This is a genomic window from Paractinoplanes rhizophilus (genome assembly GCF_042664765.1).
Classification (GTDB): Bacteria; Actinomycetota; Actinomycetes; order Mycobacteriales; family Micromonosporaceae; genus Actinoplanes; species Actinoplanes rhizophilus.
The window spans coordinates 59268-81884 of record NZ_JBHTBJ010000012.1 but is presented as its reverse complement, the minus strand read 5'-3'; the positions used below and the strand labels follow the sequence as shown (position 1 = coordinate 81884).

Genomic DNA, 22617 nt, shown 5'->3' with positions numbered 1-22617 from the left:
TCCTCAGGACAGCAGACGTGGACGCGGGGCGAAGGCCTCGCCGGGCACCGGGACGCCGTACGACCGCAGCTGGTGGGCCCGGGTCACGACGGCCGCCCCCTCGAGCAGGTTGAGGGCGATCTGGACGACCGTGCGCCGGGCCGGCTCGGCGAGCGGGCTGTCGGCCGCCCACCGGTTGAAGGCGCCGATCGCCGGGCCGCACCAGATCTGGTAGTCGGCCAGCCGGGCCGGTTCCCCGGTGATCGCCCACCGGCTGGACAGCCCCAGGTACGAGCGGAAGACCAGGGCCATCCGATGGCGCGGATCCCGCTCCGCGCGATCCACCTCGCGCGGATCGCGGTCCAGCCAGAACAACCGGGTCTGCTTCCAGCAGTCGTCGAACGTGCTGCGCAGGACGTCCTTCTCGAGTCGCTCGCGGGTCGCCTCCGGAATGTCGGCAAGCGACCGATGGGCCAGGTACGTCTCGTAGAGCTGGCTCGCCCGCGCCGCGAACAGGGTGCCGCGCCGCAGCACCTGCACCTTGATGCCGTACTCGAACATGTCCGCCGCCGGCGCCATCGCCACATCGGCCAGATCGGCCTGCGCGAGCAGGCCCTTCGCCGCGTCCGAGAGCCCGGCCTCGCGCGCGAGCTGGTTGATGGTGCCGGTCACCACGTACGCGGCCCCGGCGGCGAAGGCGGCCGCGACGCCCGCCGGGTCGCCCAGCCCACCGGCGGCCCCGACCCGGATCGGCCGGGAATACCCGTTTCGCCGGACCAGCTCATCCCGCAGCGCCCGGATCGCCGGGAGCACCACGGCGAGCGGCCGGTTGTCGGTGTGGCCGCCGCTGTCCGCCTCCACGGTCACGTCCTCGGCGACCGGCACCCGCGCCGCCAGGGCGGACTCGTCCGGCGTGATCTGGCCGCGCTCGACCAGCCCGCGCAGGATCTCGGGCGGCGCCGGGGCGAGGAACCTGGCGGCGACCTCGGGGCGGGAGACCTTGGCGAACAGGTGCCGGGCGCGCGCGATGCCACCGTCGGCCCCGGCCTCGGCGCGCAGCCCGGCGACCGCGCAGCGTACGACGGCCGGGGTCAGCTCCATGTAGGCCGACGCCGAGACCTTCGGCACCGCCGCCCGGATCAGCAGGTCGGCCAGGCGCTCCTCGTGTCCCGGCTCGGCCGGCGAGTGGATCAGGTTGACGCCCCAGTTGTCCCGGCCGGGCAGGCTGCGGCGCAGTTCCGCGACCGCGCGCTCGACGGCCGGCAGCGCGAGCCCGGCGGCCCCGAAGAACCCGAGCATGCCGGCGCGGGCCATCGCCACCACCGACGCGACGGTCGCGATGCCGTTGGCCATCTCCCCGGCCACGTACGGGAACCGCACGCCGTGGGTGCGGTGGAAGGACCGGTCGCCGAGCCACTCGGGATAGAGCGCGGGCAGCGTGCCGAGCAGCTCGTATCCCGGCTCGGCGCCGCCCGCCGCGGTGGTCAGGCGCCCGCCGAGCCCGAGACCCGGCTCGTGGCCGGGCCGGGCGCGCACGATGTGCACAGGCTCGCGAAAGCGGCGAACACCCTCGGCGATGCCCGCGGGCGAGAAATCCGCCGCACGCTCCGCGGGCACCCAGCGCAGCGCAGGCGTCGCCATGGGCCCCACCGTAGCCCCGGCCGATCCGATCGCCAAGGTCCACTGGGGATGGTGGGGTGTAACGTCCGCACCGTGACCGCGACCCTGCTCACCACGATGGTCGAGCGCCTCGGCGCCGATCCGCGGGCGCCGCTCTACACGTTTCTCGATCGCCACGGCAAGGAGGCGGACGCGGCCGACTGCGAGGAGGTCGTGCGGCGCGCGGCCGGGACAGCCGATCTCCTGCGGGCGGCCGGGGTCGGCGCCGGCGACCCCGTACTCCTGATCTTCCCGCCCGACGACGGCCTGGAGTTCGTCGCGGGCTTCTTCGGGTGCATGCTGCTCGGCGCGATCGCGGTGCCGGTGGCGAGTCCCGATCCGCGTGATCTCGGCCGCGAGCTGCCGAAGCTGCGGCACGTCGCCGAGGACAGCGGCGCTCGCGTGGCGCTCACCCACGCGAAGTACCGCGCGCTCACCACGCTCGCGGCGGTGCGCGACGGCGTGACCCATCGCCTGCGCGGCCGCGCGGCGCCGAGCTGGCCCAAGCTGTCCTGGCTCCGGTCGGATCGCGCCAAGCGCGCGGAGCCAGGCGAGGCCGCGGCCCGGCTCGCCGCCGCGGCGAGCAGGTTCGGCCCGGACCACATCGTGTATCTCCAGTACACCTCCGGCTCGACGTCGGCGCCCCGGGGCGTCGTCGTGCGCCATCGCAACCTCGTGCACAACCTGGAGCTCATCGCCCGCAACACCCGGGTCGACGGCGACTCGGTGCTGGTGGGCTGGGTGCCCCTGTTCCACGACATGGGCCTCGCCGGCGGGATCCTGAACGCGATGTACACCGGGGCGCGCTGCGTCGCGTTCTCCCCGCTGGCCTTCCTCGCCGAGCCCCGCCTCTGGCTGGAGGCGGTCGATCGCTATCGCGGCACCCACGTCGCCGCTCCGAACTTCGGCTACGAGTACGTGCTGCGCGGGCGGCGCGACGGCGACGCGTTCGACCTCTCCTCGCTGCGCGCCGCGCTCCAGGGCGGTGAGCCGATGCTCGCGGCGACGATGGAACGCTTCGCCGCCGAGTTCGGGCCGATGGGCTTCGACCCGGCGTCGTTCTGCAACGTGTACGGCATGGCCGAGGCCGTGCTCTTCGTCTGCGGCCCGGTCGGCCGGGCGCCCACCCTGCTCCGCGGGGATCGAGCCGTGCTGGATCGCGACGGCGTGATCGTCCCGGCCTTGCCCGGGGCGCCGGCGGTGACGCTCGTGGGCAGCGGCGTCCCCGACGCGGAGCTGGGTGTGTCGGTGATCGCCGTCGACCCGGTCACGCGGCTGCCCCGGCCGCCCCACGTCGTGGGGGAGTTGTGGGTGTGGAGCCCGAGCGTCTCCACCGGCTATTGGGGACGGACCGGCGAGGAGAACGCCACCACCTTCGCCGCCCGTCTGGCCACCGGCGACGAGCGGAGCTTCCTGCGCACCGGCGACCTCGGAGTGGTCGGCGAGGACGGCGAGGTGTTCCTCTGCGGCCGCCTCAAGGACCTGATCATCGTCGGCGGCCGCAACATCCACCCGCAGGATCTGGAGGCGGCGGTGGTGGCGGCCGACCCGATCCTCCGGCCGGGCAACGCGGTCGCGTTCGGGGTGCGGGTCGACGGGGCCGAGCGGGTCGTGGTGGCGGCCGAGGTGCGCAAGAAGGCGCTTGCCGGCGGCGAGCCCGTCCCGATCGAGCGCGCGACGTCGGCGATCCGGGCGGCGGTGGCCGCGCATTGCGGCGTCCAGTGCCACGAGGTGCTGCTGGTGCGGCCCGGCAGCCTGCCCAAGACGACCAGCGGAAAGCTGCGGCGCGGGGAGTGCCGGGACCGGTGGGCGAGCGGGTCGCTGGGCTCGGCGGCGCTCGCCGGCCGGCCCGGCCCGGAGCCGCGCCGGGCGGCGGAGGGCGTCGCCGATGCGGGTTACGTGCTCCGGCTGCTGCAGGCGGAGGTCGCGGCGGTCCTGCGGCTGACCGCTCCGGACGAGGTGCCGGTGGACCTGCCGCTCCGCGATCTCGGGCTGGACTCGCTCGGGACGATGGACCTGGCCAAGCGCATCGAGGACCGGACCGGGGCGTACGTGTCGCCGGCCGCCGTCACCGACGACGCGACCCTGCGCGAGGTCGCGGGCCTCGTTCTTGTTCCCGCCGCGCCGGTTGCGGAGACGAACGAGCGTCCCGGCGCGCCGCGCACCGGTGCGGTTCCGTTCAGCCCGGCCCAGGTGCACGCCCTGCGCCTGGGGCAATGGGACTGGTGGAACCGGGCGGTCATGCTCGACGTGCACCGGCCGCTGACCCCGGAGCGCCTGCGCCGGGCCACGGCCGCGCTGGTCGCCCGGCACGAGGCGCTGCGCCTGCGGTTCCGCCGCGACAACGGCCGCTTCGCCCAGCAATACGGGGACATCGAGAGCAGTTTCGCCGTCGAGTCGGTCGACCTGAGCCGCTTCGACGAGGCCGTGCCCGAGCAGCACCGCCGGCTCAGCGTCGAGCACGGCCCGGTGATGCGCCTGCTCCTGGCGACGAGTGCGACCGGCACCGAGCAGCGCCTCCTGATCACCGTCAACCACCTGGTCATGGACGGCGTGACGATGGCGATCCTGGTCGACGAGCTGGACAGCCTGTGCCGGCTGGACGAGCGCGGCGAGCGCCTCCGCCTGGCGCGCAGCTCGGCGCCGTTCGAGGCGTTCGCTCGCTGGATGAACGATTTCGCCCGCGGGGGCGCCGCCGCCGACCGGGATTTCTGGCGCGCGCAGCTCGATGTGCCGCCGCCGGCCGCCTACGACTCGCGGGTGGATCCGGGCCCGAAGATGAAAGACGTGGTCACCGTACGCCATCACCTGCGGCCCGACGAGACGCGCGCGCTGCGCGACGTGGGGATCGACCACACCGGCGGACGCCGCGCCCCGATCGCGACGACGCTGCTCGCGGCGCTGGTGCGGACCGCCCAGCGCCAGTGGAACTGCGGTCGCCTGGTGGTCAAGCTGTCGAGCTCGGGCCGGCAGTCGGCGGTGCACGGCCTCGACCTCTCCCGGACGGTCGGCGACCTGCACTGCTCGTTCCCGCTCGCCTTCGACGACAGCTCGGCCCAGAGCCCGCGGGAGACGCTGACCGCGGTGAGCGAGCGCCTGGCCGGCATTCCGTCCGGGGGAGTGTCGTTTGACGCCCTGACCTACCTGAACGATGATCCGGACGTGCCGATGGGCCCGGCCCCGACGCTCTGGTTCAACTTCCAGGGTGAGATGCCGACGCGGAGCGGGAGCGGCCTGTTCGCGCTGCGCGACGCCCCGCTCGGCGACATGTGGGATCCCGAGTGCGGCGTGAAGCAACCCCCGCTCTACGTCGAATGCTCCATCGTCGAGGGAACGACCCGGATCGACTGGTTCTACTCGCCGCGCCACCTCGGCTGGTCGGGCGCCGAGATCGACGGGTGGGTGGCCCGGTTCGCCGGCGAGCTGCGCGGAATGGTTCGACGTGGTGGCACGACAGCTCGCTGATCGCGCGTTCGCCGCGACGTTCCGGCACCTCTTCGCCTTCTCGCTGCTCTACGAGGACTCGGAGGTCGACAACCGGGTCCTGGGTCTCGACCCCCGCTCGCGGGTGCTGGCGGTGAGCGGCGCCGGCTGCGGTGTGGCCGGCCTGCTGGCCGCGCACCCGGAACGCATCGACGCCATCGACATCAACCCGCACCACCTGGCGCTGGCGGCCCTGAAGGTCGCCGCCACCCGGCGGGTGACGTCCTACGCCGAGTTCTATCAGCTGCTCGGCCGCGGGCGGCACGCCGATCCGGCGGGCGCCCTGCGGCCGCTGATGATCGACTTGCCGGCCTGGGTGGCGCGCTACTGGAGCGCGAATCACGATCGCTTCCGCACCAACTTGTACGCCGAGGGCCTGGCCGGCACGTTTCAGCGGTGGCTGCGGCGGACCATGGGAGTGGACGCGGACTTCCTCCGGGCGCTGCACCGGCTGCCACCCGCCGACCGGCTCGCCCACCTTGCCCCGATCCTCGCCTCGACCCGGCGCGCGTGGCCGATGCGCGCGCTGGTCAACACGCCGCTGTTCCTGCTCGGCATCGGCGTCAACTTCGAGCAGCGGCAGCGCAACCTGCGGGCCAACCGGGCGGCGACCATGATGGACGTCGTCACCGCGCACTTCGAGCGGCTGGCGCAGACCGATCTGGAGACGAACTGGTTCGTCTGGGTCGGCCTGACCGGGGAGTTCAATCACGACCATCCCGCCGCGGTGCCGCCGTACCTGCGGGCCGAGAACCATCGGCGGGCGCTGGCGGCGCCGACCCGGGTGGGATTCCACCGCGAGTCGCTGCAGCGGATGCTGGCCGCGGCGACGCCCGGGCAATGGTCCCACTTCTCGCTGTGCGACGTGCTGGATTGGCTGCCGGCCGGCGCGCAGCGGCAGCTTCTGCACCGGATCGCCCGGGTCGGCGGGCCCGGCGCGCTCGTCCTCACCCGCAGCGTGGAGAGCGCGTGCGTCGTCGACCGCCTCGGCCTCTCGGAGCTCTACGAACGCGTCGAGCCGGTCTCGACCGAGGCGAGCGAGCAGGAGCGGACCCGGCTCTACGGCCGCGTCAACGTCTACCGGGTCGCCGGCGGCGCATGACCTCCGGGGAGCAGGCGTCCCATCGAGCGTTCCTCGATCGGTACTACCGGCTCACGCATCACGTCTACGACGTGTCGCGGAGGTACTTCCTGTTCGGCCGGGACGGCGTGCTCGACCGCCTGCTCGCGAGCGACTGGACGACGCTCGTGGAGCTCGGCCCCGGCACCGGGCGCAACCTCGCCCGGCTGCACCGCCGCCGGCCGGACGCGGCGCTCGGCGGGCTGGAGGCGAGCGAGGTGATGCGCGCGCACGCGGCGCGCCGTTGTCCCTGGGCGCGGATTCAGCCAGGCTTCGCCGAGGACGGCGACATCGGGGCGGTCCTCGGGGTGCCGCCGCAGCGCATCCTCATGTCGTACTGCCTGTCGATGTTCACCGACCCGGACCGGGCGATCGGCAACGCGCGCCGGCACCTCGCGCCCGGCGGCGAGCTGTGGGTGGTCGACTTCGCCGACCTGGCGGGCCTGCCGTCCGGGCCGCGGCGGGCGATGCGGCGGTTCCTCGCCGCGTTCCACGTCGAGGCGGTGCCGGACGAACTGCTCGACCGGCACGGCGCGAGCCACGTCGGGCACGGTCCCCTCCGCTATTTCGTCGTCGCGCGGTTCACGGCGTGAGCCCGCTGACCCGCCGCCGGGTGAACCGGATCTCGTATCAGGTGTGTGCGGGGGAGGGCGACCGCGTGCTCCTGATGATGGCCGGCTACGGACGGTCCGGGAGCAGCTGGATCCCGTGGCTCGAGCGGGTGGGAGCGCTGCCGTTCCGGGTCGTGCTGCCCGACCACCGCGGCACCGGGGAGTCGGCGCGCTCGCCGCGGCCGTACACGCTGGCGGCGCTGGCCGACGACGCCGCCGCCGTCCTGCGGGACGCCGCCGGGGGCGCTCCCGCGATCGTGGTCGGTGACTCGATGGGCGGGATGGTCGCGCAGCATCTCGCCCTCCGCCACCCCGAGCTGGTCGGCGGCCTGGTCCTGTCGGCGAGTTCGGCTCGGACCGGCGGGGTGTCGCCGGCGTTCGTGCGCTCGCTGCCGCTCACCGTCGCGGCCACGATCTCGGCGGACGTCCGGGTGTGGACGATGTGCGATCGCCTGCTCGTGCACGAGACGAAGAGCGCGGGCGAGGCGCACGACCTGCTGGCCCCACTCCGGCGGATCCAGCGGACCGAGCGCTATTCGCGCGTCAACACCCTCCTGCAGGCGGTCGCGATGTCGTTCCATCGGACCGAGGGCCGGCTGGGCGCCGTACGCGTGCCGGTCGAGGTGATCGCCGGCGCCGGCGACCGGGTGCTCTCGCCGGACAACTCACGCACCCTGGCGGAGCGGCTCCCGGGCGCCCGGTTGACGATCCTCGAGGATGCCGGCCACGCGATCCCCTTCGAGAAGCCGATGGAGCTTCGCCACGCGATCACGCGGCTGGTTGCCCGCTCGGGTCTCTGAGGGCCGTGCGAAAGAACGCGGCGCGGCAGAGGAGCGGCACGAGCAGCACGCTGTGCAGCAGGAATTGCTTCCAGGCCCCGCGTTCGCGCTGATAAGAGCTCATGTACGTCCGCTCGCGGAACACGATGTGCGACAGCTCCTGCGCGGCCGTGCCGAGCACGAGCAGCCCCACCGAGACGGGCCAGCCGAGCACCGGAAGCGCCAGATAGACCGCGAGCACGACGCCGGTGAAGAGAATCGACATCAGCGCGGTCTGGTCGGGTGTCGTATACGCGCAGAAGAACGCGTAGACCGCCGCCGCGAACGCCACCGCCGCCGCGGGCGCCGGCACGAAGGCGCCGATCAGCCCCAGGATGCCGAGCAGGCCGAGCCCGGTGGTGACGAGGTGGACGACCACGTTGCCGGTGCGCTGGTGGAAGCGGGCGAAGTCGCGGTACGTCTCCTCGAACCGATAGGTGTCGCCCAGGTGCCGCCGCGATGTCTCCTGGGCCAGGACGAGCAGGTAGAAGGCGACGTGACCCAGCAGCAGGGGCCACCACGCCGCGCGGAACGGGGCAGACAGCGCGAGCCCCGCGAACCCGATCAGCTTGCCGACGATCATCGGGTGCGGGATGACGCCGTACGGGAAACCGGTGACCCGGCCCGGCGGCACGACGCCGAGCTCGGCCCCGAAATACGTCCGGTCCGGCCCGAGCCGGAGAAACGCCAGCCCGGACAGTCCGAACCCGAGCGCCGCCACCACGAGCGACGGCACGTCGAGCCCCATCCGGCCGTACTGGAACGCCAGCGTGCCCAGCGCGATCAGCTGAAACAGTGTCGCGTCGCGCGCGAACTTGCCCGGTTCGACCGCGCGGAACGTGTAGGCGAAGAAGTAGAGGAAGTAGTGGACGAAACTGAAAAGGTACGTCCGCGCGGTCGGATCTCCCTGGCTCACACCCCAGAACAGCAGGACGACCAGCAGGTTCAGCACGCCGATGTAGCGCAGGAAGAGCGGGTACGCGAACGTGCCGGCGTTGACGACCGCGCCGAGGAACTTGCCGATCGCCGACTGCGGATTCTTGCTCGCGAGGAACAGCTGCCGCGCGCGCCGGTTGTACGTCTCGTTCCACCCCGCGAAGACCTTGCCGACCGGCGCCAGCCAGCGCGGGACCACCGCGTAGTGCGCCTTGAGGCAGATGCGGCTGTCGTCCAGCAGCTCGGCCGGGTCGCCGCTCTTGGTGATGTAGTGGATGTCGCGGTTGTAGTCGAACCAGCAGAACTGTCCGGTGCGGAGGGTCTCGCCGCGCCGCTGCGCCAGGAAGATGGTCGCGACCCGCTCGTTGCCCCGCACGACGACCAGGCAGCGCAGCAGCGTCAGAAACGGCAGAAAGGCGAACGGCCCGTCGATGTGGTGCTGCAGAAAGGCGTGGTCGGAGCCCTTCGCGCCCATGTTCGAGACGTACACCTCGTTCATCTCGTCCACGTTGTGCACGGTGCAGCCCGGGAACGCCTCGAGAATGCTCGCCCGGATCGCCGCCGAGTCGGCCAGCGCGGCGAACGCCTCCCGCTCCCGCGCCGGAAGCTCCGCCTCCCAGACGTGAAACGTCTCGCGCCGATCCAGCGCCTGCCCGTCGACGTACGCCAGCATCGTCTCGAGGTGGCCGGCATGCGCCTCCTCGACCGACCCTATCCCCGGCCGCACGCCGGCCCCCGCTGATCGACGTCCGTAAGTCGCACACGGTACTTGTACCACCCGGCCGCGCCGTCCCGCGAGACCTCGGCCGCCGATCGGCGTGCGGCCGCGTGGCCGAGCGGCGTCAGGCCGCGTACGGGTCGCGCCCGGGTCCGCGCACGGCCGCGGTCGCGGCTTGCGCGATGTCGACGGCGACCCCGTCCAGCGCGTAGACCCGCGTCGTCGCATTGCCGCGCGGCGCCAGCAGGCCCACGCGCGTCATCGCCTGGATGTCCCGGATGGCCTGGTCCCGGCTGAGCCCCTCGTCCTGCTGATAGGTGGTGCGCCGGACCTCGCCGACCGCCGCGGCGTAGAGCGCGGACACCACGCGCTCGGGCAGTCCCCGCTCGCCGGCCAGGGCCGCGAGGTCATGCCACAGGCGAACCGTCCACTCGTATCGCCTTTTCACCCGCTGCGCCTGCCGATGGTGCGCGGTGAACACGAATCTGAGCCACGAGTGGGCGTCGTGTTCCGGTTGAAAGCTGCCCTGCTGGACGGCGCGGAGCGCCTCGTAGTACAGAACGGTGTTGGTCTGCTCGCCCAGCCACTCCTCGATCGAGGAGAACTCCGGAGCCAGCTCACCCAGGCGGGCCAGTACCAAGGTGTGCAGCGCCCGCGCGGTACGGCCGTTGCTGTCCCGCCACGGGTGAATGCCCACGAGGTTGAGGTGCGCCATGGCCGCTCGCGCGTACGCCGGCGCGTCGACGTCGCCGCCCCGCAGCCACTCGACCAGTTCGCCCATCAGCCCGGGCACCTCGTCGGCGTCCGGCCCCGTGTAGGACGGCTCCAGCGGGTCGCCGCTGGTCACATAGATCGCACCGGCGCGGTACCGGCCCGGCCACTTGGCCGGCTGATACTTGGTGATCATGAAGTGCAGCGCGGAGAGCAGCGTTTCCGAGTAGTCGAAGAAGCTCATCATCGGCGTCTGCTGCACATAGGTCATCGCGTCCCGATAGCCGATGACCGCCTGCTGCGTCTCCTCGCCGGCCTCGGCCGACATGGGGGCGTGCTCCACCAGCGCACGCGCATCCGAGCTGCTGATGGTGATGTGCTCGATCGTGTTGGAGCCCTGGATCGCCGCCGCGAACAGGCTCCGGCGCAACTGGCCCTCCCACCGCGGCTTGGACCGCAGATGGGCGCGAAGCTCGGAACGCATCTCGCCCAGCTCGGCCAGGACCCGGGCGTCGGCGTCATCGAGGACGGGCATGCCGTACAACATGCTCCTATGCTACAGCACTGATAGCATCGAAGCATGGCTGGCTCCGCCAGGCGCGGCGCCGGCCGTGCCGGCGGGCGGCGGCCTACGCTGTGATCATGACTTCCCGGCCCGTCCGCATCGGCGTCCAGTTGCAGCCGCAGCACGCCCAGTACCGCAGCATCCGCCGCGCCGTCACCGAGGCCGAAGAGCTCGGCACGGACATCCTGTTCAACTGGGACCACTTCTATCCGCTGTCCGGCGACCCGGACGGCCTGCACTTCGAGTGCTGGACGATGCTCGCTGCCTGGGCCGAGCAGACCTCCCGGGTCGAGATCGGCGCGCTGGTCACCTGCAACAGCTACCGCAATCCCGACCTGCTCGCCGACATGGCCCGCACCGTCGACCGGATCGGCGACGGCCGGCTGATCCTCGGCATCGGGTCCGGCTGGTTCGAGCGGGACTATCAGGAGTACGGGTACGACTTCGGCACGGCCGGGAGCCGCCTCGACGACCTCGCCGCGGCGCTGCCGCGGATCGAGGCCCGCTTCGGCAAGCTGAACCCGCCGCCGACCCGCAAGATCCCGGTGCTGATCGGCGGCGGGGGCGAGAAGAAGACCCTGCGCCTGGTGGCCAAGCACGCCGACATCTGGCACAGCTTCGGCGACGCCGCGACGATCGAGCGTAAGCACGGCATCCTCCGCCGGCACTGCGCGGAGGTCGGCCGCGACCCGGCCGAGATCGAGGTCTCGGCGGCAGTGTTCGGCAAACCGGCCGACGCCGGCCCGGCCCTGCTGGCCCAGGGCGTCACGCTGTTCACCGTGGAGGCGAACGGCCCCGACTACGATCTCGCCGAGCTCCGCGAGTGGCTCGCCTGGCGAGACGAGATCAACGGCTGATCGTCCCGCGGAAAGACGGCGCGACCGTCAGGCCCCGGCCGTGCAGGTGGCCGGGGCGCCGAGCAGGTCGACCAGGCGGGTGGCGGCGGGGACATGCTTCGCGTACGCCTCGGGAAAGGCCGACACCTGCACCGCCTGAGCGGCCTCGGTGGCCCGCATCTGCCGCCACCCCCGGGTCCGCAGCAGCTTGTCGTAGAACTTCTGGGCCTGGTAGGCCGGGTCGGCGAGTTGCGCGGGCGTTCCCCAGCCCTGGCTCGGGCGCTGCTGGAACAGCCCGATCGAGTCCCGGTCGCCGCCTCGCAGGTTGCGCAGCCGCGACTCCTGCATCGCGGTGGCGACCGCGATCACCTGGCCGTCCTTCGGCACCCGTCGCTGGTTGCCGATGGTGACGATGGTGCGCGCGTTGGCGACCTGCTCCGCGCTCCAGCCGCCCGGCGACGGCGCGGAAGCGGCCGGGGCGGGGGTGCAGGCGGCATCCGCGTGCAGCAGGGGACTGAGGGCGAAGCCGGCCAGCACGGCGACGGCGATCACGAACAACGAGCGCACGAGGAGCGATACCTTCCGGGAAATGGGCCCGGCGAAGGATACAGATCCACATGAGCGGCTCGAGGTGGGTCGGCCGGCGGAAGGACACGATCCGATACCAACCCGCGACGCGTTCGCCGGGAATGGCTAGTGTCTCGCCAACGGTGACCAGCGGTCACCGCGTTTGCCCGTACCCAAAGGACGAGGTGAATATCGATGCGTGCATCGACGATGCAGGCTAGGAGGCTCCGGACGGCCATCGCCGCCGGTGCCATCGCAGCGCTGACGATCGGCGCGGCCGGCTGCGCGAAAAGCGACCGCGACAGCGGTGGCGACGAGGACAAAGCCACTACCGGTGGCACGTTCATCTTCGCGGGTGCCGGCGATCCGAAGAACTTCGACCCGATTTTCAACGACGACGGCGAGTCGTTCCGGCCGATCCGGCAGATGTACGACACCCTGGTCACCCACAAGCCCGGCACCGCCGAGCTGACCGGTGGCCTGGCGGAGAGCTGGACCAACGACCCGACCGGCAAGATTTGGACGTTCAAGCTGCGCCAGGGCGTCAAGTTCCACGACGGCACCCCGCTGGACGCGGCGGCGGTCTGTGCGAACTTCGACCGCTGGTACAACATGAAGGGCGAGGCCGCCCAGTCCCAGATGATCTATTACGCCGACGTGTTCGGCGGCTTCGCCGGCAGCAAGGACGCCGTCTACGACAACTGCAAGGCGCAGGACGCGTCGACCGCGGTCGTGACGATGACGAAGTACAAGGGCGCCTTCCCGGGCGCGTTCGCGCTCACCGCGTTCTCCATCGCCAGCCCGGCCGCGATGAAGCAGTACGACGCCGACACGGTGACCCAGAACGGCGACTCGTTCTCGTACAGCGCGTTCGCCAACGAGCACCCGACCGGCACCGGCGCGTTCACCTACGGCGGCTGGAACAAGGCGACCGGCGAGATCACGCTGAACCGCAACCCCGACTACTGGGGCGAGAAGGCCAAGGTCGACAAGGTGATCATCAAGATCATCAAGGACGAGAACACCCGGAAGCAGGAGCTGCGCGCCGGCACGGTGCAGGCGATCGACTTCCCGGCGCCGGCCGACCGCAAGGCGCTGGCCGCCGAGGGCTACAAGGTGCTCGACCGGCCCGCCTTCAACATCCTCTACCTGGGCATCAACCAGAAGAACCCGAAGCTGAAGGACCTGCGGGTCCGGCAGGCGATCGCGTACGCGCTGAACCGCGCCCAGCTGGTGCAGACCAAGGGCCCGGGCGGCGCGGTGGTGGCCGACGAGTTCATGCCCAACACGGTGCTGGGTTACGCCCCGGACGTGCAGAAGTACGAGTACAGCCTGGACAAGGCCAAGCAGTTGCTGTCCGAGGCCGGCGCGACCGGGCTGACGCTCAACTTCTACTACCCGACCGAGGTCTCCCGCCCGTACATGCCGAACCCGCAGGAGATCTTCACCGTTCTCGCGAACGACCTGCAGGCCGCCGGCATCAAGGTCAACGGTGTCCCGCGGCCGTGGAACGGCGGCTTCAAGGACGACGTGCAGCAGTTCGGCAAGCAGGACCTGCACATTCTCGGCTGGACCGGCGACTACAACGACCCGGGCAACTTCGTCGGCACGTTCTTCGGCCGGGCCAAGACCGAGTTCGGCGACGCCGCGATGACCGAGATGTTCGACGCCATCGGCAAGGCCGACGCGACCGTCGACCAGGAGGGCAAGAAGGCCGCCTGGGAGCAGGTCAACCGTGACCTCGCCAGCAAGTGGCTGCCGGCCGTGCCGATCTGGCACGCCCCGCCGGCCCTGGCCACCACGAAGAACGTCGAGGGCCTGGTGCCCAGCCCGCTGACCGCCGAAGAGTTCAACACCGTATCGATCACCAAGTAGGGCGCCGCCGGACGGCCCGGCCCCGGGGACGATCTTCCCGGCCCGGGCCGTCCGGCGCACTTCCAAGAAGGACATATGGCGAGAATCGTCCTACGCCGCCTGATTCAGCTGGCAATTACCCTGTTGGCCCTGATGACGCTGGTCTTCTTCTGGCTGCGCAGCCTGCCCGGCGGCCCGGTCGACGCGTTGCTCGGTGAGCGCGCGACCCCCGAGAGCCGGGAGCGGCTGACCCGGGCCCTCGGCTACGACCAGCCGATCTGGATCCAGTACGGCCGCTTCCTCAAGAACGTGGTGACCGGCAACTTCGGCAACTCGATCCGCACCGGCGAGCCGGTCATGGACGTGATCGGCCGGTCCTTCCCGGCGACCGTCGAATTGGCCCTGGCGGCGATCATCATCGCGGTGGGGCTGGGCGTTCCGCTGGGATACCTCGCGGCCCGGCACCGCGGCCGGCTGCTCGACAACGGCACGATCATCCTCACCCTGGTCGGCATCTCGGTGCCGATCTTCTTCCTGGGCTACCTGCTCAAGGACTGGCTGACCCAGGGAGTCCACTTCTTCCCGCCGTCCGGCCGGATCAGCACCGGCCTGGACAACACCGATGTGACCGGCTTCTTCGTCCTGGACGGGCTGCTGACCCGCGAGTTCGACGCCTCCGCCGACGCCCTGTGGCATCTGGTGCTGCCCGCCGTCACCCTGGCGACGATCCCGCTGGCGATCATCATCCGGATCACCCGGGCGAGCGTGCTGGACGTCCTGGACGAGGACTACATCCGCACGGCGGACGCCAAGGGACTGCGCAACGCCACCGTCCGCCGGCGACATGTGCTGCGCAACGCGCTGCTGCCGGTGGTCACCATCATCGGGCTGCAGACCGGCGCGCTGCTGGCCGGCGCGGTTTTGACCGAGAAGGTCTACAACTGGGGCGGGCTGGGCACGCTGATCACCGACTCGATCAGCGGCGGCCGTGACTACCCCGTGCTCCAGGCGCTGATCCTGCTCGCCGCGTTCGTCTTCATCGTGGTCAACCTGGTGGTCGACCTCTCCTATGCGATCATCGACCCGAGGGTGCGTGTGCGGTGACCGGAGGAATCTCGACACTCGCCGAGCACAAGCGCCGCCGGATCGAGGAGCTGGCCGAGCGCACCGCCCAGGCCGGCGGGGTCGGCCTGTTCCGCGACGCCGGCCGCCGGCTGCGGCGCAATCCGACCGCGATGGTCGGCGCCGGGATCATCGTGCTGTTCCTGATCATGGCGATCTTCGCGCCGCTGGTCGCGCCGCACGACCCGGTGCAGCGGTTCCCGGAGCTGACCAAGGACCTGACCGTCGACACCATCCCGGGGGCCACGGCCGGGCATCCGCTGGGCAGCGACCCGCTCGGCCGGGACTTCGCCTCCCGGATGATCTACGGCGCCCGGCAGACGCTGCTCGTCGGCGTCCTGGCCACGACGATCGGCCTGCTGCTCGGCGTCCTGCTCGGCGCGCTCGCCGGCGCCATCGGCGGCTGGGTGGACGTGGTGATCATGCGGTTCACCGACGTCATGCTGGCCCTGCCCAGCCTGCTTCTGGCGATCACGCTGGTCGCCCTGGCCAGCGAGTCCACCCAGTGGACGGTGATCATGGCGGTCGCGATCGTGAACGTGCCCATCTTCGCCCGGCTGTTGCGCGGGTCGATGCTGGCGCAACGAGAAAGCGATCATGTGCTCGCCGCCCGCGCGCTCGGCGTCAAGCAGCGGAACATCGTCACGCGGCACATGCTGCCGAACTCGCTCACCGCGGTCATCGTGCAGGCCACCCTGACGTTCGCGGTGGCGATCCTGGACGCGGCCGCGCTGTCGTTCCTGGGGCTCGGCGACCCGGACATCAACCGGGCCGAGTGGGGTCTGATGCTCGGCGTGGACGGCGTGCGGTATTTCGAGGTCCGCCCGGAGCTGGCCTACTACCCGGCCCTGGCGATCATTCTCGTGGCACTCGGCTTCACCTTGCTCGGCGAGGGCATGCGCGAGGCGCTCGACCCGAAGAACCGGCGGTGATCAGTGATGCCTCTGCTCGACGTACGCGATCTCTCGGTCGTCTTCCAGCACGGCGCGCAACCCTTCACCGCGGTGGACGGGGTCAGCTTCGCGGTCGAACCCGGCCAGACGGTGGGGCTGGTCGGCGAGTCCGGCTGCGGCAAGTCGGTCACCAGCCTGGCGATCATGGGACTGCTTCCCCGGCGCGGCAACAAGGTCACCGGTGAGGTCCGGTTCTCCGGCACCGACCTGCTCGCGCTGCGCCCCCAGGAGATGCGGGACCGCCGCGGCCGGGACATCGGCATGATCTTCCAGGACCCGCTGAGCTCGTTGAACCCGGTGATCCCGCTCGGCCTGCAGGTGGCCGAGGTGCTGGAACGCCACCAGGGCCGGAGCCGGCAGGCGGCGCTGCGGGAGGCCGGGCGCCTGCTGGACGCGGTCGGCATCCCGGATCCGGGGCGCCGGCTCAAGGAGTTCCCGCACCAGCTCTCCGGCGGCATGCGGCAGCGGGCGCTGATCGCCATCGCCCTGGCCTGCAAGCCCCGCCTGCTGATCGCCGACGAGCCGACCACGGCGCTGGACGTGACCATCCAGGCGCAGATCCTCACACTGCTCAAGGAGCTGGTCGACGACTCCGGCACGGCACTGATCATGATCACCCACGACCTGGGCGTGGTGGCCGGGCTGTGCGACACGGTCAACGTCCTGTACGCCGGCAAGGTGGTCGAGCGGGCCGGGCGCCACGACCTGTTCGCGGCCCCGGAGCACCCGTACACCGAAGGGCTGTTGCGGTCCGTGCCCCGCCTGGACGTCGACCGCGGCGGGCGGCTGCACCAGATCCGCGGCTCGGTCAACGACAACATCCCCTGGTCGGAGGGCTGCGCCTTCGCGCCGCGCTGCGACCGGGTGATCGATGCCTGCATCGGCGAGACGGTGCCCCTCGAACCCTCCCGCCGTGGCGCGCTGCGGTGCACGAACCCCGTACCGCAGGAGGTGCCGGCATGAGCGACGCGTTGGTGGAGATCGACGACCTGAAGGTGCACTTTCCGATCCGCAGCGGCGTGCTTCTCAACCGTACGGTCGGCTGGGTCTATGCCGTCGACGGCGTCTCGCTGAAGATCAAGCGGGGCGAGACGTACGGTCTGGTCGGCGAGTCCGGCTGCGGCAAGTCGACGCTGGGCCGGGGCCTGCTCCGGCTGGTCGAGCCGACCAGCGGCGCGATCACCTTCGACGGTGTCGACGTCCGCGCGCTCGAGGGCGAGCAGATGCGCGGGTTCCGCCGGCGCATGCAGATGGTGTTCCAGGACCCGATGTCGAGCCTGGATCCCCGGCAGTCGGTGGAGTCCCTGCTCGTCGAGGGCCTCAAGGCGCATGGCCTGCACAAGGACAAGGCCGCGATGCGGACGCGGCTGCGGTCCACCCTCGACTCGGTCGGCCTGCCGGCGTCCGCGCTGGACAGGTACCCGCACGAGTTCTCCGGCGGCCAGCGGCAGCGCATCGGCATCGCCCGGGCCCTGGTCCTCGGCCCTGAGCTGATCGTGGCCGACGAGCCGGTGTCCGCGCTTGACGTGTCGATCCAGGCGCAGGTGGTCAACCTGCTCGGTGACCTGCAGGATTCGCTCGGCTTGACCTACCTGGTCATCGCGCACGACCTGGCGGTCGTGCGGCACATCTCCGACACCATCGGCGTGATGTATCTGGGCGCGCTGGTCGAGGAGGCGGACGGCGATCAGCTGTACGAGCGGCCGCTGCACCCGTACACCCGGGCTCTGCTCTCGGCCGTGCCCATCCCCGACCCGTACGTGGAGGACCAGCGCGAGCGGATCCTGCTGGCCGGCGACCTGCCCTCGCCGGCCGCCCCGCCGAGCGGCTGCCGGTTCCGCACCCGCTGCCCGTGGTCGCAGAGCCGCTGCGCCGAGGAGCGGCCGGAGCTGCGCGTGTTCGACGATTCCGGCCAGCGCGTCGCCTGCCATTTCGCCGCCGAGATCCTCAGCGGCGAGCTGCGGATGCACGAGGTACGCGCGGAGGTCGTCCGTCCGGATGCGGACACGGCGCCCGACGTGGGCGGCGAGCTGATCCAGACCCGCACGGACCTGCCCACGCCGTAACGGCGCGCTATTTAGGCTGGGTGGATGAAGGTGCTGTCCATTGCCGCCCTGTTCACCGCCCACTACGTGGCGACCGGGGACGCGGCGTTGTCGCTGGAGCGCACGGCCTCCAGCATCTTCGACCTGATCGAGACCACCTACCGGTCCGGCGAGCGCGAGCTCCAGCTGGTGGAAGCGCAGGAGTTCTATGCCGCCCCGCGCATGCAGTTCAGCGCCGAGCAGGTGCGCTGACACTCACCCTTCCCGCGTCAGGCCAGGGCGAGCAGCCATCCGGCGTTGAGGGCCACGTCGTCCCAGCGGTCCCGGGAGGCGCAGTAGGCGATCGAGCCCAGCCCGATGTGCAGGCGATAGGCGCGCAGCGTCGCCGGATCCGGGTTCCAGCGGCGCCCGATCGCCGCCTCGATGTCGATCGCGGACCATCGCGGGTGCCAGCCCCAGCAGTACAGCAGCCAGGCGGCATCGTAGAGCGGATCGCCGAAGCTCGCCCTGCCCCAGTCCAGGACGCCGGAGATCCGGTCGCCGGTGGCCAGGACGTTCCGTTCGAGCAGGTCGTCGTGGATCATCCGGCGATGGTCCGGCAGGCCCGGCGCGAGCCGGCGCAGCGTCGCCAGGGCCCGGTCGAACGGCTCCAGGCCGACGTCGGACGCGGCCAGGGCGGCCCGCCAGCCGGGCACTCGCGGCGTCTCGTGCTCGACCGCGAGCAGGTATTCGGGCCACGAGCGGTAGGGCGCCGTCCGGGACTGATCCCAGATGCCGTAGCCCCGGCCGCCGATCTCGATCCGGCCGATGACGTCCATGACGTCGAACAGGTCGGGCAGGACGGCCTCGAGAGCGCTCCCGTCGAGATCGTCGAGCGGCGTGCCGGTCAGCCGTTCGGAGACGGCGTACGCCCACCCGCCGGCCTCGCCCCGGGCGGTGATCGCCGGGACCGGCAGCGTGCCGCGTACGGCCGCCCCGACGGCCTCGTCCTTGGCGAAGTCGTCGCCGTACCGGCTGACCCGCAACACCATGGCGCGTCCGGCCACGGTCAGCGCGTACGCCGTGGACCAGGCGCCGGCCGCCAGCCGCTCCGGCGTGTCCGCGTCGCCCAGCACGGCCCGCGCGACATGACCGGCCACCTGATCGGGATGATCCATCCGGCCAAGGTACGCGAAGTCACCCGCCGGCTCCGGCCTTCTCGCGCAGATGCGTGCGCGCCCGGCAGGCCACCTGCCGGGCGTTGGCCTCGCTGATCCCGACGGCCGACGCGATCTCGCGGAACGGGTAACCGAACCCCTCGCGCAGCACGAACACGGCGCGTTCGACCGGGGACAACCGTTCCATCAGGACGCGGACCGCGGCGGCGAGGGTCTCGGCCCGTTCGACCTCGCTCGCCGGTTCGTCGGCCACCGGCGCCGGCTCCGGCAGCGATTGGCCGGCACACACCTCGCGGCGAGCGTAGGCCGACGTGGCCGCGTTGAGCGCGAGCCGCCTCGTGATGGTCACCAGGAACGCGACCGAATCGCGGACCTCGGTGCGGTTCGCGGTCTGCCAGCGGACCCACGCGTCCTGAACGACGTCCTCGGCGTCCGCCGCGCGGCCGATGATGCGATAGGCGATGCCGAGCAGCCGGGACCGGACGCTCACGAAGTCCGCCACTGCGGTAGTCATTTCCCATTCCCCCTTGATTTCCGACCCAGGCCCAGAATCGCCGCCGGCGCGCGCGGTCGAGTCCGCAAGTACGCCAGCCGAGGTCGCCAGTCGCGCCCGACCAGCGGATTGACGTGATCGACAAGCCCGGATAGCGTCCGGGACGATGGTGACGACCCCCGGGTTGCGAGATCGGCACAGCGAGCGCGACGCCCTGGATCGACTGGTGACGAACGTGCGATCGGGCCGAAGCCAGGTGCTGGTCCTGCGCGGGGAGGCCGGGGTCGGCAAATCGGTCCTGCTGGATTACCTGGCGCGTGGCGCGTCCGGCTGCCGGGTGGCCCGGGCGGCGGGCCACGAGTACGAGACCGAGCTCGCCTATGCCGGCCTGCATCAGCTGTGCGCCCCGTTGCTCGATCTGCGCGACCGGCTGCCCGGCCCCCAGCGGGACGCGCTCGAGGCGGCGTTCGGCCTGAGCGCGGCCCCGGCTCCGGATCGCTTCGTCGTGGGCCTGGGCGTGCTCGGCCTGCTCGCCGCGGCCGCCGAGGACGAGCCGCTGCTCTGGGTGATCGACGACGCCCAGTGGCTGGACCGTGCGTCCGCGCTGACGCTGGCGTTCGTCGGCCGCCGCCTGCTCGCCGAGTCGGCCGGGATGGTCTTCGCGGTCCGCGAGCCCAGCAACGTTCCGGAGTTGGACGGGCTGGCGGAGGTCGTGCTGGGCGGGCTCGGCGACACCGACGCCCGGGAGCTGCTCGACTCGGCGCTTCCCGGACGCCTCGACGAGCTCGTCCGGGACCGGATCGTCGCCGAGTCACGCGGGAACCCGCTGGCCTTGCTCGAGCTGCCGCGCGGATTGACGCCGACCGAGCTGGCCGGCGGCTTCGCGGTGCGCGACGCCACCCCGCTGGCCGGCCGGATCGAGCAGAGCTTCCGGCGCCGGCTCGACGGGCTCCCCGCGGAGACCCGGCGGTTGTTGCTGGTGGCGGCGGCCGAGCCGGTGGGCGACATCTCCCTGCTGTGGCGGGCGGCCGAGCGGCTCGGGCTGGACGCCGGCAGCGCCGCGCCGGCGCAGTCGGCCGGCCTGGTCGAGCTGCGTGGCCGGGTCCGGTTCCGGCACCCGCTGGTGCGCTCCGCGATCTACGGGACCTCCACCTTGCCGGAACGGGAGCGGGCCCATCGGGCGCTCGCCGAGGCCACCGATCCGGCCGTCGATCCGGACCGCCGCGCCTGGCACCGCGCCCACGCCACGACCGTGCCGGACGAGGACATCGCCGCGGAGCTGGAGCTCTCGGCGGGGCGGGCCGCGCATCGCGGTGGCGTCGCGGCGGCGGCCGCGTTCCTCGAGCGGGCGGCCGAGCTGACCCCGGATCCGGCCGCTCGGGGCCGGCGCGCTCTGGTCGCGGCGCGAGCGAAGTTCGAGTCGGGGGCGCCGGACGCCGCGCACAAGCTTCTGGCGATCGCCGGCCTGTGCCCGTTGACGGATGTGCAGCGCGCGCAGCTCACCCGCCTGCATGCGCAGATCGTCTACGGCCTCCGGCGGGGCAGCGACGCGCCGCCGTTGCTGCTCGCCGCCGCCAAGCAACTGGCGCCGCTCGACGGCGAGTCGGCACGCGAGGCGTACCTGGAGGCGCTCGAGGCCGCGATCTTCGCCGGCCGCCTCAACGAACGGATCGGGCCGAGCGAGGTGGCCGCCGCCGCCCGGAACGCGCCGCCGGCCCGACAACCGTCCCGGGTGATCGATCGGCTCCTCGACGGCCTGGCCACGCGGTACACGCGGGGCTACGTCGCCGCGGTCGCGCCGTTGCAGGAGGTCCTGGCCGCGTTCGAGCGCGACGCCGGCGGCGACCAGCACGACATGCTGCGCTGGTTCTCGCTGCCCTGGCTGGTCGCCGGCGATCTCTGGGACGACGAGACCTGGCATCGGCTGGCCACCCGCGCGGTCCGGGTGGCCCGGGACGCCGGCGCGCTCATCGCGTTGCCGCTGGCCCTGGGCCACCGCGCCGCCGTGCATCTGCACGCCGGCGAGTTCGCCGAGGCGTCGTCGCTGGCCGAGGAGAACCAGGCGATCACCGCGGCGACCGGCAACGCCCCGGTGCGGTACGCCGAGCTGCTGCTGGCCGCATGGCGCGGGGTGGAACCGGCGGCGCGGGAGCTGATGGACTGGGGCTTGCAGAACGCGGTCGGGCGCGGCGAGGGGCGGGGCATCGGCGGGTACGGCTACGCGTCCGCGATCCTGTACAACGGCCTCGGCCACTACGACGTCGCGCTGGCCGGCGCCCGCTCGGCCTGCGAGTACGACGACCTGGGGGTCACCGGCTTCGCCCTCGTCGAGCTGGTCGAGGCGGCCTCCCGCTGCGGGGCTCACGAGGAGGCCGCCGCCGCCCTGCGCCGGCTGGAAGAGCGAACCAGCGCGGCCGGCACGGAATGGGCCCTCGGCGTGCACGCGTGGTCGGCGGCCCTGCTGCTCGAGGGCGAGGCGGCCGAGTCCCGCTATCGCGAGGCGATCGAACGGCTGGCGCGCAGTCGCGTCGCCGTCCACCTGGCCCGCGCGCATCTGGTGTACGGGGAGTGGCTGCGCCGCGAGAATCGCCGGGTCGACGCCCGCGAGCACCTGGGCACCGCGTACGACATGTTCCACCGGGCCGGGGCGGAGGCGTTCGCCGAGCGAGCCCGCCGCGAGCTGGTGAGCACCGGCGCGACCGCGCGCCGGCGCACCGTGGACACCCGCGACCTGCTCACCCCGCAGGAGGGGCAGATCGCGCGGCTGGCCCGCGACGGGCTGTCCAATCCGGAGATCGGCGCCCAGCTGTTCATCAGCCCACGGACGGTGCAGTACCACCTCGGCAAGATCTTCGCCAAGCTGGAGATCACCTCCCGCGCCCAACTCGGCCGGCTGCCGCAGAGCCGTCTCTGACCACCGGCCCGGGCGAGGCCGGGACAGCGTGCCGCATCTCACTAGCGTATGACATACGCCAGGGCTAGCGTATGCG

Annotated in this window: 18 protein-coding genes; 12 read left to right on the top strand and 6 right to left on the bottom strand. The window is 72.0% G+C overall.

Annotated elements, in window-relative coordinates; genetic code table 11:
- Positions 1-3: 3 nt before the first annotated feature.
- Positions 4-1620: a PfaD family polyunsaturated fatty acid/polyketide biosynthesis protein gene (locus ACFQS1_RS18450; RefSeq protein ID WP_378969726.1), complete on the bottom strand. Its 1617-nt coding sequence runs from the start codon at positions 1618-1620 to the stop codon at positions 4-6.
- A 72-nt stretch (positions 1621-1692) separates the two neighbouring features.
- On the opposite strand from ACFQS1_RS18450, the gene ACFQS1_RS18445 reads away from it, so the two are divergent.
- From ACFQS1_RS18445 to ACFQS1_RS18430, 4 genes are read left to right on the top strand one after another with little or no spacing between them, the layout of a single operon-like run.
- Positions 1693-5103: an AMP-binding protein gene (locus tag ACFQS1_RS18445; protein WP_378969724.1), complete on the top strand. Its 3411-nt coding sequence runs from the start codon at positions 1693-1695 to the stop codon at positions 5101-5103.
- Positions 5084-6223 carry a DUF3419 family protein gene (locus ACFQS1_RS18440; RefSeq protein WP_378969722.1) on the top strand — a complete coding sequence of 380 codons (1140 nt, stop codon included), beginning with the start codon at positions 5084-5086 and terminating at the stop codon, positions 6221-6223. The genes ACFQS1_RS18445 and ACFQS1_RS18440 overlap by 20 nt, the downstream gene beginning before the upstream one ends.
- The gene (locus ACFQS1_RS18435; RefSeq protein WP_378969720.1) at positions 6220-6834 is read left to right on the top strand and encodes a class I SAM-dependent methyltransferase; all 615 of its coding nucleotides are present in this window, start codon (positions 6220-6222) and stop codon (positions 6832-6834) included. The genes ACFQS1_RS18440 and ACFQS1_RS18435 overlap by 4 nt, the downstream gene beginning before the upstream one ends.
- Positions 6831-7652 (top strand): alpha/beta fold hydrolase, encoded by an 822-nt coding sequence (locus ACFQS1_RS18430; protein ID WP_378969717.1) that lies wholly within the window; start codon positions 6831-6833, stop codon positions 7650-7652. The genes ACFQS1_RS18435 and ACFQS1_RS18430 overlap by 4 nt, the downstream gene beginning before the upstream one ends.
- Here ACFQS1_RS18430 and ACFQS1_RS18425 read toward each other — a convergent pair.
- Together ACFQS1_RS18425 and ACFQS1_RS18420 are read right to left on the bottom strand one after the other, a co-directional pair.
- Entirely contained in the window at positions 7621-9333 is a 1713-nt protein-coding gene (locus ACFQS1_RS18425; protein ID WP_378969715.1) for a methyltransferase, read from the bottom strand. The genes ACFQS1_RS18430 and ACFQS1_RS18425 overlap by 32 nt on opposite strands.
- A 115-nt stretch (positions 9334-9448) precedes the next feature.
- A complete protein-coding gene (locus tag ACFQS1_RS18420; RefSeq protein WP_378969712.1) occupies positions 9449-10582 on the bottom strand; it encodes a Fic family protein in 1134 nt (377 codons plus the stop codon).
- A 95-nt stretch (positions 10583-10677) separates the two neighbouring features.
- Between ACFQS1_RS18420 and ACFQS1_RS18415 the strand changes: the two genes are divergently transcribed.
- Complete coding sequence (locus tag ACFQS1_RS18415; RefSeq protein WP_378969710.1) at positions 10678-11457, top strand: LLM class F420-dependent oxidoreductase; 780 nt, start codon at positions 10678-10680, stop codon at positions 11455-11457.
- A 27-nt stretch (positions 11458-11484) separates the two neighbouring features.
- Here the strand turns inward: ACFQS1_RS18415 and ACFQS1_RS18410 are convergent, their stop codons facing one another.
- A complete protein-coding gene (locus ACFQS1_RS18410) occupies positions 11485-12003 on the bottom strand; it encodes a transglycosylase SLT domain-containing protein (protein ID WP_378969707.1) in 519 nt (172 codons plus the stop codon).
- 195 nt (positions 12004-12198) lie between these two features.
- Between ACFQS1_RS18410 and ACFQS1_RS18405 the strand changes: the two genes are divergently transcribed.
- The 6 genes from ACFQS1_RS18405 to ACFQS1_RS18380 all read left to right on the top strand — a co-directional run bounded on the left by ACFQS1_RS18405 (position 12199) and on the right by ACFQS1_RS18380 (position 18229).
- Positions 12199-13878 carry an ABC transporter substrate-binding protein gene (locus tag ACFQS1_RS18405; RefSeq protein ID WP_378969704.1) on the top strand — a complete coding sequence of 560 codons (1680 nt, stop codon included), beginning with the start codon at positions 12199-12201 and terminating at the stop codon, positions 13876-13878.
- Positions 13879-13953: 75 nt separating this feature from the next.
- Positions 13954-14961 carry an ABC transporter permease gene (locus ACFQS1_RS18400; RefSeq protein ID WP_378969702.1) on the top strand — a complete coding sequence of 336 codons (1008 nt, stop codon included), beginning with the start codon at positions 13954-13956 and terminating at the stop codon, positions 14959-14961.
- A gap of 8 nt (positions 14962-14969) precedes the next feature.
- Positions 14970-15911 (top strand): ABC transporter permease, encoded by a 942-nt coding sequence (locus ACFQS1_RS18395; protein WP_378969912.1) that lies wholly within the window; start codon positions 14970-14972, stop codon positions 15909-15911.
- A 6-nt stretch (positions 15912-15917) separates the two neighbouring features.
- Entirely contained in the window at positions 15918-16895 is a 978-nt protein-coding gene (locus ACFQS1_RS18390) for an ABC transporter ATP-binding protein (RefSeq protein WP_378969700.1), read from the top strand.
- Positions 16892-17998 (top strand): ABC transporter ATP-binding protein, encoded by a 1107-nt coding sequence (locus ACFQS1_RS18385; RefSeq protein WP_378969698.1) that lies wholly within the window; start codon positions 16892-16894, stop codon positions 17996-17998. Before ACFQS1_RS18390 ends, ACFQS1_RS18385 begins: the two co-directional genes overlap by 4 nt.
- 24 nt (positions 17999-18022) lie before the next feature.
- Positions 18023-18229 (top strand): carbohydrate kinase family protein, encoded by a 207-nt coding sequence (locus tag ACFQS1_RS18380; RefSeq protein ID WP_378969696.1) that lies wholly within the window; start codon positions 18023-18025, stop codon positions 18227-18229.
- A gap of 17 nt (positions 18230-18246) precedes the next feature.
- On the opposite strand, the gene ACFQS1_RS18375 is transcribed toward ACFQS1_RS18380, so the two are convergent.
- Both ACFQS1_RS18375 and ACFQS1_RS18370 read right to left on the bottom strand, forming a co-directional pair.
- Positions 18247-19134: a phosphotransferase family protein gene (locus ACFQS1_RS18375; protein ID WP_378969693.1), complete on the bottom strand. Its 888-nt coding sequence runs from the start codon at positions 19132-19134 to the stop codon at positions 18247-18249.
- Positions 19135-19153: 19 nt separating this feature from the next.
- Complete coding sequence (locus tag ACFQS1_RS18370) at positions 19154-19648, bottom strand: sigma-70 family RNA polymerase sigma factor (protein ID WP_378969691.1); 495 nt, start codon at positions 19646-19648, stop codon at positions 19154-19156.
- Positions 19649-19793: 145 nt separating this feature from the next.
- Here ACFQS1_RS18370 and ACFQS1_RS18365 point away from each other — a divergent pair, with 145 nt between their 5' ends.
- Positions 19794-22541, top strand: coding sequence for a helix-turn-helix transcriptional regulator (locus ACFQS1_RS18365; protein WP_378969689.1), 2748 nt, complete (start codon positions 19794-19796; stop codon positions 22539-22541).
- Positions 22542-22617: the final 76 nt, after the last annotated feature.

Bases quoted from the DNA above. Each gene is read 5' to 3' on its own strand.
- ACFQS1_RS18450 (WP_378969726.1), bottom strand. From the start codon at position 1,620: ATGGCGACGCCTGCGCTGCGCTGGGTGCCCGCGGAGCGTGCGGCGGAT.
- ACFQS1_RS18435 (WP_378969720.1), top strand. From the start codon at position 6,220: ATGACCTCCGGGGAGCAGGCGTCCCATCGAGCGTTCCTCGATCGGTAC.
- ACFQS1_RS18420 (WP_378969712.1), bottom strand. From the start codon at position 10,582: ATGTTGTACGGCATGCCCGTCCTCGATGACGCCGACGCCCGGGTCCTG.
- ACFQS1_RS18415 (WP_378969710.1), top strand. From the start codon at position 10,678: ATGACTTCCCGGCCCGTCCGCATCGGCGTCCAGTTGCAGCCGCAGCAC.
- ACFQS1_RS18405 (WP_378969704.1), top strand. From the start codon at position 12,199: ATGCGTGCATCGACGATGCAGGCTAGGAGGCTCCGGACGGCCATCGCC.
- ACFQS1_RS18400 (WP_378969702.1), top strand. From the start codon at position 13,954: ATGGCGAGAATCGTCCTACGCCGCCTGATTCAGCTGGCAATTACCCTG.
- ACFQS1_RS18390 (WP_378969700.1), top strand. From the start codon at position 15,918: ATGCCTCTGCTCGACGTACGCGATCTCTCGGTCGTCTTCCAGCACGGC.
- ACFQS1_RS18385 (WP_378969698.1), top strand. From the start codon at position 16,892: ATGAGCGACGCGTTGGTGGAGATCGACGACCTGAAGGTGCACTTTCCG.
- ACFQS1_RS18380 (WP_378969696.1), top strand. From the start codon at position 18,023: ATGAAGGTGCTGTCCATTGCCGCCCTGTTCACCGCCCACTACGTGGCG.
- ACFQS1_RS18375 (WP_378969693.1), bottom strand. From the start codon at position 19,134: ATGGATCATCCCGATCAGGTGGCCGGTCATGTCGCGCGGGCCGTGCTG.
- ACFQS1_RS18370 (WP_378969691.1), bottom strand. From the start codon at position 19,648: ATGACTACCGCAGTGGCGGACTTCGTGAGCGTCCGGTCCCGGCTGCTC.
- ACFQS1_RS18365 (WP_378969689.1), top strand. From the start codon at position 19,794: ATGGTGACGACCCCCGGGTTGCGAGATCGGCACAGCGAGCGCGACGCC.